Origin of the sequence: Paenibacillus sp. 203 (assembly GCF_037027525.1) — a bacterium.
Taxonomy (GTDB): domain Bacteria; phylum Bacillota; class Bacilli; order Paenibacillales; family Paenibacillaceae; genus Paenibacillus; species Paenibacillus polymyxa_B.
This window is the reverse complement of record NZ_JAXCHD010000003.1, coordinates 149,640-162,555: the sequence shown is the minus strand read 5'-3', so window position 1 is coordinate 162,555 and position 12,916 is coordinate 149,640. Positions and strand designations below refer to the sequence as shown.

14 protein-coding genes and 1 other annotated feature are annotated in these 12,916 nt (G+C 44.6%); of the genes, 1 reads left to right on the top strand and 13 read right to left on the bottom strand.

Annotated elements, in window-relative coordinates; translation table 11 throughout:
* Positions 1 to 50: 50 nt before the first annotated feature.
* The 11 genes from WA407_RS07130 to WA407_RS07080 all read right to left on the bottom strand — a co-directional run bounded on the left by WA407_RS07130 (position 51) and on the right by WA407_RS07080 (position 10,395).
* Positions 51 to 1,091: an NAD(P)H-dependent glycerol-3-phosphate dehydrogenase gene (locus tag WA407_RS07130; RefSeq protein ID WP_039271042.1), complete on the bottom strand. Its 1,041-nt coding sequence runs from the start codon at positions 1,089 to 1,091 to the stop codon at positions 51 to 53.
* Entirely contained in the window at positions 1,084 to 1,692 is a 609-nt protein-coding gene (plsY, locus tag WA407_RS07125; RefSeq protein WP_039271041.1) for a glycerol-3-phosphate 1-O-acyltransferase PlsY, read from the bottom strand. Before plsY ends, WA407_RS07130 begins: the two co-directional genes overlap by 8 nt.
* Positions 1,693 to 1,703: 11 nt before the next feature.
* A complete protein-coding gene (gene der, locus WA407_RS07120; protein ID WP_013310744.1) occupies positions 1,704 to 3,026 on the bottom strand; it encodes a ribosome biogenesis GTPase Der in 1,323 nt (440 codons plus the stop codon).
* A gap of 147 nt (positions 3,027 to 3,173) precedes the next feature.
* Positions 3,174 to 4,400 carry a 30S ribosomal protein S1 gene (rpsA, locus tag WA407_RS07115; RefSeq protein WP_013371699.1) on the bottom strand — a complete coding sequence of 409 codons (1,227 nt, stop codon included), beginning with the start codon at positions 4,398 to 4,400 and terminating at the stop codon, positions 3,174 to 3,176.
* A 120-nt stretch (positions 4,401 to 4,520) separates the two neighbouring features.
* Complete coding sequence (locus tag WA407_RS07110) at positions 4,521 to 5,114, bottom strand: lysophospholipid acyltransferase family protein (protein ID WP_013310746.1); 594 nt, start codon at positions 5,112 to 5,114, stop codon at positions 4,521 to 4,523.
* Positions 5,111 to 5,818 (bottom strand): (d)CMP kinase, encoded by a 708-nt coding sequence (gene cmk / locus WA407_RS07105; protein ID WP_023989187.1) that lies wholly within the window; start codon positions 5,816 to 5,818, stop codon positions 5,111 to 5,113. The genes WA407_RS07110 and cmk overlap by 4 nt, the downstream gene beginning before the upstream one ends.
* Before the next feature lie 129 nt (positions 5,819 to 5,947).
* Complete coding sequence (locus WA407_RS07100) at positions 5,948 to 6,607, bottom strand: flagellar brake protein (RefSeq protein WP_235309578.1); 660 nt, start codon at positions 6,605 to 6,607, stop codon at positions 5,948 to 5,950.
* Between the two features lie 165 nt (positions 6,608 to 6,772).
* Positions 6,773 to 8,158: a germination protein YpeB gene (ypeB, locus tag WA407_RS07095; RefSeq protein WP_061829227.1), complete on the bottom strand. Its 1,386-nt coding sequence runs from the start codon at positions 8,156 to 8,158 to the stop codon at positions 6,773 to 6,775.
* A gap of 265 nt (positions 8,159 to 8,423) precedes the next feature.
* Positions 8,424 to 9,119: a glutamic-type intramembrane protease PrsW gene (gene prsW / locus WA407_RS07090; protein WP_039271035.1), complete on the bottom strand. Its 696-nt coding sequence runs from the start codon at positions 9,117 to 9,119 to the stop codon at positions 8,424 to 8,426.
* 86 nt (positions 9,120 to 9,205) lie between these two features.
* Positions 9,206 to 9,820: a genetic competence negative regulator gene (locus WA407_RS07085; protein WP_013310751.1), complete on the bottom strand. Its 615-nt coding sequence runs from the start codon at positions 9,818 to 9,820 to the stop codon at positions 9,206 to 9,208.
* Positions 9,821 to 10,017: 197 nt separating this feature from the next.
* Positions 10,018 to 10,395: a hypothetical protein gene (locus WA407_RS07080; protein ID WP_336077036.1), complete on the bottom strand. Its 378-nt coding sequence runs from the start codon at positions 10,393 to 10,395 to the stop codon at positions 10,018 to 10,020.
* Positions 10,396 to 10,489: 94 nt separating this feature from the next.
* Here WA407_RS07080 and WA407_RS07075 point away from each other — a divergent pair, with 94 nt between their 5' ends.
* Positions 10,490 to 11,416, top strand: coding sequence for a polysaccharide deacetylase family protein (locus WA407_RS07075; protein ID WP_336077035.1), 927 nt, complete (start codon positions 10,490 to 10,492; stop codon positions 11,414 to 11,416).
* Positions 11,417 to 11,521: 105 nt separating this feature from the next.
* Here the strand turns inward: WA407_RS07075 and WA407_RS07070 are convergent, their stop codons facing one another.
* Together WA407_RS07070 and WA407_RS07065 are read right to left on the bottom strand one after the other, a co-directional pair.
* On the bottom strand, positions 11,522 to 11,863 hold the full coding sequence (locus WA407_RS07070; protein WP_039271029.1) for a hypothetical protein: 342 nt from the start codon (positions 11,861 to 11,863) through the stop codon (positions 11,522 to 11,524).
* Positions 11,860 to 12,447 (bottom strand): type II CAAX endopeptidase family protein, encoded by a 588-nt coding sequence (locus WA407_RS07065; protein ID WP_235309576.1) that lies wholly within the window; start codon positions 12,445 to 12,447, stop codon positions 11,860 to 11,862. The genes WA407_RS07070 and WA407_RS07065 overlap by 4 nt, the downstream gene beginning before the upstream one ends.
* Positions 12,448 to 12,632: 185 nt before the next feature.
* Positions 12,633 to 12,882: a binding site (T-box leader), on the top strand.
* Positions 12,883 to 12,916 lie beyond the last annotated feature (34 nt).

The window sequence follows — 12,916 nt, the reverse complement described above, 5'->3', positions numbered from 1 at the left end:
AGAAATCTACCATGAGACAGCCTTTATATTATTAAAGCTCATCCGAGCCCTTAAGAATGCCATTGCTCCCAAGTTTGAAGTGGCATGACTTCCATCTCGGTCTTAGGATCGCGACCCATCAGCGCCTCAACAGCCTTACGGACGTCACGTCCTTCAAACAGCACTCCATAAAGCACCTCTGTAATAGGCATCTGAACACCTAATTTTTGGGAGATGGCGTATGCCGCTTTGGTCGTTCGAATACCTTCTACGACCATGCCCATAGATTCCAGCACAGCATCAAGCTGTTGGCCCTGTCCCAATAGTGACCCTGCACGCCAGTTGCGACTGTGACGACTCGTTGCAGTGACCACTAGATCGCCAATACCAGCCAGGCCAGCAAAGGTTAGTGGGTTAGCGCCCATCTCAACTCCGGCACGGGTAATTTCAGCCAATCCACGGGTCAATAAAGCCGCTTTGGCATTATCACCGAAACCAAGTCCATCTGACATTCCCGCACCCAATGCGATAATATTTTTTAGCGCCCCGGACAGTTCCACGCCGAGCAAATCACGGTTTGTATAGACGCGGAAATAGGAGTTCATGAACAGCCCCTGTGCGGCTTGCGCAGCCTTCTCATTGGAGGAAGCTACAACAACCGTTGTAGGACATTTCCTCACCACTTCTTCCGCATGACTCGGACCAGACAGCACAGCAATATCGCCCTCAGCGACTTCCAGTTCTTCCGAAATCACCGTGGACATACGTTTAAGCGTTTCAGTTTCAAAACCTTTAATGGCATGCACTACCAGCATATCCTTGCTAAAATGAGCTTTCAGACTACGTGCTACCTGACGAGCAGCAGCCGAAGGAGATACGATAATCACTGCTTTAGCACCAGATACCGCAGTCTGCATATCAGTTGTAGCTGAAATGCGGTCAGACAAAATGGAGCCTGGTAAATAATGCTCATTCGTATGCTTCTCATTGATTTCAGCTGCTTGCTGCTCGTTTCTCGTCCAGACAGAGACATCGTTGTTATTGGCCGCAAGAACGGAAGCCAGGGCTGTTCCCCAACTCCCCGCGACCAGCACAGCTATTTTCTCAGACAAGACGATCTCCTCCTTTGGAGCCAAGCTTGTTCTCATTCCCACGTACCAGCTTGACTATGTTGGTACGGTGTCTCCACACAGCGAACAGACAAATGATTAGAGCCGTCCAGAATAACGGCCATGCATAACCAAGCACGAGTAATATCCAGGGAGTCAAAATGACAAATATGAGCGATCCCAAGGATACGTAACGCGTCATTACGATTGCAAGTATCGCAATGATTCCGGCATATAGTGCGGGCAGTAAGGCAAGCGATGCCAATACACCAATAGCAGTCGCAATACCTTTTCCTCCACGGAAGTGAAAATATATCGGCCAGTTATGGCCCGCAATCGCTGCAATGCCGCACAAACCCGATACCCAGGATGATTCTCCACCTAACCAGTGCCCTATTAGCACTGCAATAACCCCTTTAAGTACGTCCAGCAGCAGTACCAGAATAGCTGGGCCTTTTCCAAGCACACGCAGCGTATTCGTCGCACCGGCATTGCCGCTTCCATGCTGGCGAATGTCGATTCCTTTTAATTTTCCATACAGCAAACTAAAGCTGACAGAGCCAAGCAAGTAACTGAGTACGATGGCAACGATTTGTAAAATCAACCTATTCGCTCCTAACTTTCGTCAGACTTGCGCCGTGTAAAGATACGAATTGGAGTTCCTTCAAAATTGAAGGCGGCGCGAATTTTGTTCTCCAGATAACGCTCATACGAGAAGTGCATTATTTCTGGATCGTTTACGAATACAACCATCGTAGGCGGCTTAACAGCAACCTGGGTCACATAGTTAATACGCAGACGACGTCCCTTGTCTGTTGGTGGGGGATTGATGGCAACCGCGTCGGAAATTACATCATTCAGCAAATGTGTCTGAATACGCAATACATGCTGCTGTGCCACATGCTGTACAACAGGAAGCAGCTTTTGCAGGCGTTGCTTCGTTTTTGCAGACAAGAACACAATCGGAGCATATGTCATAAACAGAAAGTGATCGCGAATTTTCGTTTCAAACTGGTGCATCGTTTTATCGTCCTTGTCCACGACATCCCATTTGTTAACGACAAACAGCGACGCTTTACCCGCTTCATAAGCATAGCCAGCAATGTGCTTATCCTGCTCAATAATGCCTTCCTCGCCGTTAATAACGACCAGTACAACATCTGCACGCTCAATGGCACGCATGGCACGCATTACACTATATTTTTCGGTCGTTTCATATACTTTGCCACGTTTACGCATACCTGCCGTATCAATCAGCACATACTTTTGACCGTCTTTTTCAAAAGGTGTATCAATTGCATCACGCGTCGTGCCCGCAATGTCACTAACGATAACCCGTTCTTCTCCCAGAATGGCGTTAACCAGTGAAGATTTACCTACATTCGGGCGGCCGATCAAGGCAACACGAATAACGTCTTCATCATAGTGATCTTCTTCCAGCTCAGGCAAATTGGACGTAATGGCATCTAGCAGGTCGCCTATCCCTGTTCCATGACTACCAGAAACAGCAATTGGATCACCAAATCCATAAGAATAAAACTCATAAATCAGATCGGCGCGACTGAGGTTGTCCACCTTGTTGACAGCTACGATGATCGGTTTACCCGAACGATATAACATTTGAGCTACCTCTTCATCTGACTGTGTAATTCCTGCTTTCGCATCACTCATGAATACAATTACATCTGCTTCTTCTATTGCAAGTTCGGCCTGCATACGGATGGATTTTAAAATGACATCCTCACCATCAATCTCAATGCCGCCGGTGTCAATAATACTGAAGGATTTACCATTCCACTCCGATATACCGTATATACGGTCACGAGTGATTCCGGGTTTATCTTCCACGATGGACAAACGATCCCCGATAATCCGATTAAAAATAGTGGACTTACCCACATTCGGACGACCAACGATAGCCACAACGGGTCTTGCCATAAATTCACTCCTCCTGTCAATTCTTCCGCTATCATCATAGCAAAAAACATACCTATTGGCGATATGGTCACGTAACAACAATCGGCGAACCCTCTGGGTCCGCCGATGGTGTACGTTATGCTTATTATAAAATGTATTGATTTAAACTCATTTAAATTTGTTCAGCTTATCGCCAAAACGCTCGCCGAGCGTAATGCTCAGACCGGAATTATTGAGGGAAACGTTAGGATTATTCAGTTCCTCACGAGGTGCACGAGATGCACGTGGTGCTCTTTCTGCTTTAGGAGCAGCTTCAGGAGCTTCCTCAGTTTCTTTAATGCTCAGGCTAACACGTTTTTCGGAAGGATTCATTTCAAGAATTTTAACTTTCACTTCTTGTCCTTCTTCCAGAACTTCTTGTGGAGTTCCAATGTGTTTGTGGGAAATTTGGGAAATATGAACCAAACCTTCCACGCCAGGAGCGATTTCAACGAATGCACCGAAGTTAACCAGACGTTTTACAACACCTGTTACGATGTCATTGTTGTTGAATTGTCCAGCAGCCGATTCCCAAGGACCAGGCTGTGCAGCTTTCATGCTCAGGCTGATTTTCCCTTTTTCAGGATCTACTTTCAAGACTTTCACTTTCACTTGATCTCCTTCAGAAACTGCATCAGAAGGCTTATCGACATGAGTCCAAGCAATTTCAGATACGTGAACCAGACCGTCCACGCCGCCAACATCTACGAAAGCACCGAACTGAGTAAGACGTTGAACCGTACCTACGATTTCTTGGCCTTCTTTCAGCTCAGCCATTACTTTAAGCTTGTTGGCTTCGAATTCTGCTTCCAGAACGTCTTTTTGAGAAAGGATCACTTTGTTATTTTCACGATCCAGTTCTTTTACAACAACACGCAATGTGCGGCCTTTGTAATCACTGAAATCTTCAACGAAGTGGCGTTCTACCATGGATGCAGGAATGAATCCGCGCAGACCCACGTCTACCACGATGCCGCCTTTAACGACATCATTCACAACAACTTCAAATACTTCTTTGCTTTCGAACAGTTGCTCCAACTTTTCCCAAGCATTTTCACTGTCGATTGCACGTTTGGACAGAACAAGTTTTTCCTTGCCATCGTCAATGCTGATAATTCTAGCTTCAACCTCTTGGCCTACTTGTACTGCTTCTTCTGCGTTATCCAAACCAGAAGACAACTCGCGAATTGGAATAACTCCATCGTATTTATATCCAATGCTTACTACCGCTTGGTTATCTTCCAATTTCACGATTGTACCCTTAACGGTGTCACCTTTTTTCAGGGAGACGATTTGATCGAGCTCGTCTTGATTTGCCGCTTCAGCAGCTTCTTGATTTTTAATTTCTTCCGACATGTCAATACCCTCCTCAATTCAAAAAAAACCATTTATTTAAACCTGCGCATGGCAGAGTTCAAAACATAAATAAACTTTTGTTCTAGTTTTCCGAGCTTAGACACAATTCATGCAAGCCTTTCAGTTATTCGTAGGCTTACCCGTTTCCTTCATCGTGCGAATACGAGACATAATTGCTTCTGTTGCAAGTTCTAGCGGATCTCCTTCGATATCGGCACCCTTTTGGTAAGCGTCCAAATTGACAGGTTTACCGTATAACACTTTCGTTTTACGGAAAAGCTTGTAATCACCAATAATGGCGACCGGAACGGCAGCCGCTCCACTGCGTAGCGCAAAGCTTGCAGCACCCTTTTTACCGATTCCCCCAGCTCCTCTGGAGCCTTCGGGAAAGATCCCCATAACCTTACCATCACGCAAAATGTTCAATGCCAGCTTAATGGATTCCTTACTTACACCACCGCGTTTGACTGGAAAAGCTCCCAGTTTCCCAATTAGTGGACCCAGTACAGGAACATTAAACAGCTCGGCTTTTGCCATAAAGTGAACCTTTCGCTTCAGCAAAATACCGACTGTAGGAGGGTCAAGATTACTAATATGATTAGAACACAACAGCACTCCGCCCTCGGCAGGAACATTTTCCCTGCCTACCGCCTCAAGTCTAAACAGAACGCGGTAAATAAGACGCAAAATACTGGCGCATACAGTATATATCATTGGCTGATCTCTCCATCCTTCTCCGTTAAGCAATAAGATACGATCGTATCAACGACATCCTGAATGCCCATATGGGTCGTATCAAGCACGATGGCGTCCTCACTGCAACGAAGCGGGGATACCTCCCTCTCCTCGTCAAGCTTGTCACGTGCCGCAATGTCACGTTCTAGCTGCTCCAGAGTGATATCATCAGTTTCGCTCAGTTCTTTAAAACGGCGAGAGGCACGTTCCTGAACACTTGCGGTCATGAACACCTTGACTTCCGCATCGGGAAGTACAGTTGTTCCAATATCACGACCATCCATAACGACACCCTTGCGCGCAGCCATTTCACGCTGGTTTTCAGTCAAACGTGTACGTAAACCGGCAATACTTGAATACTGTGACACGTTGCTAGTCACTTCCATCGAACGGATCACAGTGGTTACATCTTCCCCGTTACAATAAACCTTTTGGCCTGTGGGGTCCGGTACTAATTCAATCACCAGCTCAGGTACATGTTGAAGCACTTTTTGTACATTTTCTGCAGGTATTTCCTTACACATCATGTACCACGTTGCAGCTCGGTACATGGCGCCGGTATCTACATATACATAAGAAAGTGCCTTCGCCACCAGGCGGGCCACTGTACTTTTCCCTGCACCAGCAGGTCCATCAATGGCTACATTGATTTTGTTACTTGAAGATACATGTTGCCTTGCCAACAGGGAATTCCTCCTAACCTAACCTCAAGAAAAAAGCAGGCATTGCCTGCGACGTGAAAATTATACCACACATTTATAGGCGATGCAAAATAAGCGACAGGTTTACTATAAAAGAAAAATTTCGGATGATTAAGATTTCCCCCGGAATTCCAGCTGTCTTTCAAAGCAATATTTAATCAGTTTTTGGCGCTCCTGATCAGCGATTTCCTCATATTTCAGCATAATGAGTTTGCGACCGTTTTCCATCTGCTGAATGCGCACAATTTCAGATTGGAACGGAACATGCTCCTGAGTACCGTTTTTATATGGAACTAAAATCCAGCAAGACAATGATTCTCCTTCTTCAAGATGATGAGTTCCCTGGGTGTGAAAAGAAACACCCCCGCCTCCTACATCATGTGTCTCTGCTACAAATCTGGACTCGTTCGCACCATGCTTTACTGCAATTTCCAAGTTGGCCTTAACCCGAAGAAAGTTGCGGCGCTGAATTTTGCTGATGCTGTCTGGAGCAGGTTTGTGGATACGAACCATCCGGAGAACATCCTCTTTAAAACCCGTAACGTGGGTATTAAAATAATTTTTAATCCCACCCTCGCTCATAAAAAATATAGACAGTTCTTCCCCTAGAAACAATTTTTTCAAATGCCCACTTGTTTGTGACATAGGAATTTCAATTAGGAAGTTCTGTGACTCCTCTTCTGCAATACGAGACTTAAATTCAAAAATCTCGTCCTTATGGTCACTACCAGCCACTTGTATGTATAACACATCATTAATTTTGGGAAACAAATGATCCACCATCCTTGTCCATTAAAAGCTCTAATTAAGGTATATAATACCACGACTTTGTGCCTATATTAAGCATTATATTTGTTCGATCTATGACTAAAGCACAAAAAACCTCCTTCACGAAGGAGGTTTAGAGTGACTATTGATTCATTTTCATGTAATCAACTACGCATTACTTGCAGTAACCTGAGGTTCATCTGAATCTTTAACCTCTTCAATCGTTTCTTCCATTCCCGTATTGGCGTTAATGTATATCCGGTAGACGGAACCATTGATTTTACCACCAAATTCATAACATAGAACTTCATTCGAAAGTTCATTTTCAATTAAAGCTTTACGGTGGTAAGTTTCACGAAATTCAGGATTCAATTTTGCTCGTGCTGCATTCAAATTCAATTTCGCTTGCGGAATGCGGCGGAGATGACTATGCTCATACACATAATCACTGGATTGAAAACCGATCACTTGTCCGTTATCAAGGCCTGATCTGACTGTGATTTTTTCTGGATAGATAATCACGTCCCCTTGTTGGCTCGCAAATGTAATATTAGCTAAATTCCCGCTCTCATCATACGCAACTGGCTTCATTCCTTTGTAACCTTTTTGTTCAAGGTATTCACTAGCATAGCGAATCGCTTCATTACGTGTTGCTTTTTTAGGGCCTACTGCTCTCATGTCATGATAAGAAATAAGCTTGCCGCCTTTTTTCGTAAAATCCATACTGGCCACGGGTTGCTTCTTATTTAGCAGGGTAGCTGTATAAGATGCCCATTCCGTTCCTTTACCGTTTTCGTTCACACGGATCTGACTTTCCGGTTTTCCTGTAAATTCAGCGGCATTTCGTTTAATTTGTTCTGCATTCACTGCCGGGAGACTCAATTTTTTCACAGAGCGTTTATCATAGATGCTGGCTACAGACGGTCCCCAATCCAGCTCCTTGTAGTTTTCCACCTTTTTGTCCACGGTTTTAAAGCCATCAATAATGGTGTTGTCCTTCGGACCAGTTTGCGAACCTGCCGCCATATCTACATCCATCCATCGCAAATTTTTGCTAAGGACCTTTTGCTGCACTTCCTGCATGTTTTTCGAAATTTCTTTGGAATTGTTATATAACGTTTTTAGGTTCGAAATTTCTTTCTCGTTTAAAGGCTCGTGATCCAGATCACGGACAGCGGTCTGATACGAAAACGCGGATAGATGTGACAGTAAATCCTTGGCATGATTAAAAGGCATTACATTCAGAGGCAACTGATTAACCTCATTTTGGGCCTCACTTGCAATCCTCCACACGTTCATCAAACATTTGCGGTGCATCGCGTGTGAAGTATTATGGACAGCAACCGCGTTACCGAGTTGAGAATGCAGCTGATCCATATGAAACGACAAATCGTGAAACGCACGCTGGTATTGATTTTCCGCTTTTATCGACATGCTATTTGCCTGAAGAGACACCTCTTTTCTCATCTGGCTTTGCTGATAACCCCACACAAATGCTCCTATCATCATCAGGGTAACCACCGGGAACAATACGGCACTAAGTCGCTTATACATATTGGGAGTCTCCTTTCTTCAAGTACACTACCGATAGTGTGACAAGAAGAATGCTCTCTTATGCATGGTTTTCCATGACTTCAACAATAAACTCACAGTTATCGCAAATGCAGCGTTTAAAGCCGGTCTGAATCTGTCCTTGCTCTATACGTCCTCTCAGCACAAAACGTTCCCCACATCTTTTACAATGAATTCTTACTTTTATACGCAAAAAAAAGACACCTCTTTCTCTAACAGGTTTGTCAGATCAGTGTGCCCCATTTTGTTACATGTTAACCTTTTCTTCCCGTTTTAACAAACGAAAAGGAGAACGGTTATTAGCTCGACTGATCTTTGCCATTCCTCCATACCATAGAAATGCCATAAGTGGAATGATAAACCAGATCCAGTCATGCGAAAATTTCGTTAAAATCAAATCGTATACTCCGTGCCAGAACCATGGAAGCACCAATGACAGCAGCAACATGTATTTGCTCCTCAAGCCCTCTGAAAACTTGGCCTTCCCCATGTAGTAGCCCATCATTACACCAAACATCGCATGACCGGATACCGGTAGTAATGATCTCATCAGCATCATGCTAATCGAAGCATGGCCCGCCCACGCATATAACAGATTTTCAACTGTTGCAAATCCGAGTGAGACTGCGGCCGCATACAAAATACCGTCATAAGGCTCGTCGAACTCGGTATGATTATAGATGATGTGATACAACAGAAACCATTTAAAAAACTCTTCCACTCCGGCTGAAATGCCGAACACCTGGATTAACGTGTGATCCCCTAGCCAAAGCAGCAGCCCGCGTTGAAAAATCATGACAGGAAGAACCACCAAAAAACCGAGCAAAAACACTTTAATAACCATGTGCAGTGGCTCCGAATCATACCTGTCCTTCAAGTAAAAATACATCAATAAGGCGAGACCCGGCGCTGTGGCTGCCGCTAAAACCGAAAACAGAAGCACCGATCATCCCTCCATAAAAATGAGTCGGCCCTGCTTTTAGCGCAGAGCCGACAAATTCACTTCGATATCACTTTCGATAAAACGAATCAAGAACGGCTGTCAAAATGAGTGCAGATGACAGCAACTGCCTGCTCAGGAATGACCAGCTTGCCGTACTCTTCCAACATAGCTGGTGTAACGGATGAGCCTTCTCCAAATTCAGCAAGAACCGCAATTAAAGCCGCAAGCTTGGACTCCTCTACTTCTTCTGGTTCCAAGTGCAGAATCCATTTTCCTCTATAATGATACAGCTTACCTGCTTCCGTAGTGTTACTACGAAGCATATGAGCCGCTTCTATGAGTACTTCGAAATCGCTAAACGCGTAAACGATGGAATCGCTATGCTCCAGCGTGACTTCCATTTCGTAGACTTCCTCTGGAAGCTCCTCATCGGGACCCGAACCATACTGTTGATGGTCGTATTTTCCCCGGGTGACGATAACAACCATTCCTTGAGCAGGAAGCGCAAAGACTTCGACAGCTAACGGTCCCGTGGCGTCGAAGCCCAGTTCGCTGTACGCCTGATCCATCATTTCGGTAAACAGCTCATGAACTCTTGGAATTTCTTGCCACATATCGTCTTTTTGAATACCGCGTTCGCTCAAATCGTCAAAGGTAAGGAAAATCCGTATCTTGTCCTGACTTAATCTTTCTATTTTCATACTGGACCCTCCTCCTGGCAGCCGAGTGTTATTAACAGATTATGATGCAATTATGATGCCTGTGATGAAAATGGTTCTATGTAATCATGTTATCATTTTATAATCGTAAATGCACGCAATAAAAAGATAAAAAAAAGAATCATTTGAACGGCTTTTATAAAAAAGCCGCAAAATGATTCGGAATAAAGGTTTCTGGGTTACAATCCCGGTACGGCTGTATGAGTTTCTTTCAAAATTTGCTCGACCTCACGTTTAACATCGGGACTTGTGCTGATGAAGTCTTTAATCAACTTCATATTCTCTTCTTTGTTCTTGGCGGTATGGGCGTTATGAGCGGTTTTATCTGTTAGTGAATGATGGTCTTGATCCTTATGGGTGTCTTCTTTATTGAGTGTTATCTCGCCCATTCCGGGGAATGCCGCGTCCATCATTTTAGTACGGGCTTTCTGCACTAAATTGCCGCTTTTTTTTCCACCCATATCCATGGATAAGCCCAACATGTTGCGGTTGCGGGAGATCAAAGAGCTTGCGACAGCGCCCAAGACGATTCCCAGGAAAAATGAAGATGTTTTCACAATTAGAACCTCCCTTTGTGGTAGAATCAAGCATAGTGTTCGTCAGTAATGACAAACTCATACGGTATAAAATACAGGAAGGTGAGATGAAATAATGGGTACAAAAACAGCAGCCATTTTGTTCACAGCATGTCTGCTGCTTAGTGCTTGCACTGCAAACAAGCCGGAATCTGCGGCAACAAGCAACCAGCAGGATTCGGTAGCGTCTGACTCAAGTAACAGCGCCAAAGATCAGAGCAGCGTCTCTTCCCCAAAAAGCAGCAGTAAGCAAGCAGGCAGTGATGATCATAATTCAGCGGGTAAAACCAATGCACAAAATGATAAAACCATCGAAAGCAACGAAATAGGAGCTGCGACATCGGCAACTACCAATAACAAAATGTATCACTTGAACAAAGCCTACAATGTAATCCCTAACCAACAAGGTACCGAAAAAAAAGTCGTGTTACTGACCTTTGATGATGGTCCTAAGGAAGCAGCCATGATCAACAAAATCATAGATGTACTCGATAAACACAAAGCGAAAGCGATTTTCTTCGTAAACGGTTACCGTGTAAAAGAGCATCCTGAGTTGCTTAAGCTTATCCATGACCGTGGACAGCCCATCGGCAACCATAGCTGGGATCACATCGTGCTGAAGAATAAATCTGAGCCTGAGGTCAAAAAACAGATTGAATCGGTACAAAAAGTTGTTAAGGACATTACAGGTCAAGCCCCCGTATTCTTCCGTCCCCCTCATGGTGCCGGCGGAGACGTAGGTCGCAAGGTCGCTAAGGAAAACGGTCTCCTATACATGACATGGTCCGTCGGTTCTCTGGACTGGACAATGAAAAAGAATCAGCCTAATAAAACGGAGGCACTTCTCAAAAACGTAACGGAACAACTTCATCCAGGCAGCAATATTTTGATGCATGAACTGCCATGGACAGCTGAGGCTCTGGACAGTCTATTGACACGCCTCGAGCAAAAGGGTTACCAATTTGTTGATCCTCAAAGCATTGAGGTTCCTGCCAGCAAATAGAGACTTGCGTATACTCAGTCTTAACTGTAGATGATGCAATAAAGGCCTCCACTCTCCGCTATTCATGCGGAGACGGAGGCCTTTTTACCGTATCATTTTGCGCCTTTACCAAAGCATTTCACTGATGGGTGGTGCACCCTTGATGCCCCACCACAGTAACGCTGCAGTAATCAGCACAAAAAGAGTACTCAAAAAATTTAAAAACCACTTGCTTACCCGAATACGGCGGGACGGAAACATTTCTGCCCGCGTTCGGTACTCACTGGCAGGAGTATCATCCTCCATCGTCACAGCAACTTCTGGTACAGCGGCAACGTGAGCCAATTCTGGCACGGGCCGTGAAGCACGGGAGCGAACTGGTTTAGATTTTGACCTGTCCTCCTCCTTGCCTTTGCGACCATTTCGACGGCTACCATAGGTCTGCACTCTGCTAAGTTCCTGATTCATTCTTCATACCTCCGAAAACGTAACGCTAAGCCAGATATAAGGTCAATCACAAAATGACAAATGATCGGTGCCCACAGACTACCGGTCTGCACATATATGTAGCCCAATCCATAACTGCTAAGAAAAACCCAGCCAGTGGGAATCCAATGCCGTAAATACCGGATATGAATCACCGCAAACAAAATGCTTGTCCAATAAGGACCAAAGCTGTACTGAATTGCACCTCTGAACAAGAATTCCTCACAGATAGAGACGATAGCTGCTATACAAATAATATGCCACACCGGACGATTTTGAAACAGCATTTGGTTAATACCACCGTCATCCATAGCATCCTCAGGCATAATCCGGGACAGCAACAGATCCACAAGTAACATAGCGGCGGCCAAACCCAATCCCCACCATAAGACGTGCAGAGTGTTCGGCAATGCAAATAGTTCTAACACATTTCTTTTCTGAAAAAATATCCAGATTGCGCCAATCAGCAGGGTCAGCCCCTGAGTTAGATACAAATTGTAAAGCAGCAAGCGGTCGTTCAATTCATGAATTTGCGCTCTTTTCCATTTCACTTTAAGCTTTTTCATAGTTAGTTAGTCCTCTGCATAGTCTTCTTTAGCATCATAGCCAAAAAGTCGGGCGGATTCAAGAAGACTTAAATCTTAATTTTCCGCATTCTGTAGCTATATATCTAGACGGCTATCCACACATGTCGCATGTCCTATTGACATGCCCATGTAAGCCATGATACATTATGAAAAAATTATTAGCGACAACAACAATGATGGAGAAAAGGTATTGATTTCGTCCTCAGAGAACCGGTGCTTGGGTGGAAGCCGGTGACGAAATAACTACTTTCAGCGCTCCTGAGTTATTGCACCGAGGTCTGTGGAATACTTCCCGGCATTAGATGCAATCGGCAGAAAACCGTTATCCTTTCGGTCATTTTATGACCGCTGAAGGCAGTCCATTGCGAAATGGCTGCGAATTAGGGTGGTACCACGATAACTCTCGTCCCTTACTATGGAGATAGTATGTGATTCGGGGGTTTTTTTG

Excerpts from the sequence above, each read along its gene's own strand:
- der (WP_013310744.1), bottom strand. The coding sequence starts at position 3,026 with ATGGCAAGACCCGTTGTGGCTATCGTTGGTCGTCCGAATGTGGGTAAG.
- WA407_RS07075 (WP_336077035.1), top strand. The coding sequence starts at position 10,490 with ATGGGTACAAAAACAGCAGCCATTTTGTTCACAGCATGTCTGCTGCTT.
- WA407_RS07085 (WP_013310751.1), bottom strand. The coding sequence starts at position 9,820 with ATGAAAATAGAAAGATTAAGTCAGGACAAGATACGGATTTTCCTTACC.
- WA407_RS07110 (WP_013310746.1), bottom strand. The coding sequence starts at position 5,114 with ATGATATATACTGTATGCGCCAGTATTTTGCGTCTTATTTACCGCGTT.
- WA407_RS07065 (WP_235309576.1), bottom strand. The coding sequence starts at position 12,447 with ATGAAAAAGCTTAAAGTGAAATGGAAAAGAGCGCAAATTCATGAATTG.
- WA407_RS07070 (WP_039271029.1), bottom strand. The coding sequence starts at position 11,863 with ATGAATCAGGAACTTAGCAGAGTGCAGACCTATGGTAGCCGTCGAAAT.
- rpsA (WP_013371699.1), bottom strand. The coding sequence starts at position 4,400 with ATGTCGGAAGAAATTAAAAATCAAGAAGCTGCTGAAGCGGCAAATCAA.
- ypeB (WP_061829227.1), bottom strand. The coding sequence starts at position 8,158 with ATGTATAAGCGACTTAGTGCCGTATTGTTCCCGGTGGTTACCCTGATG.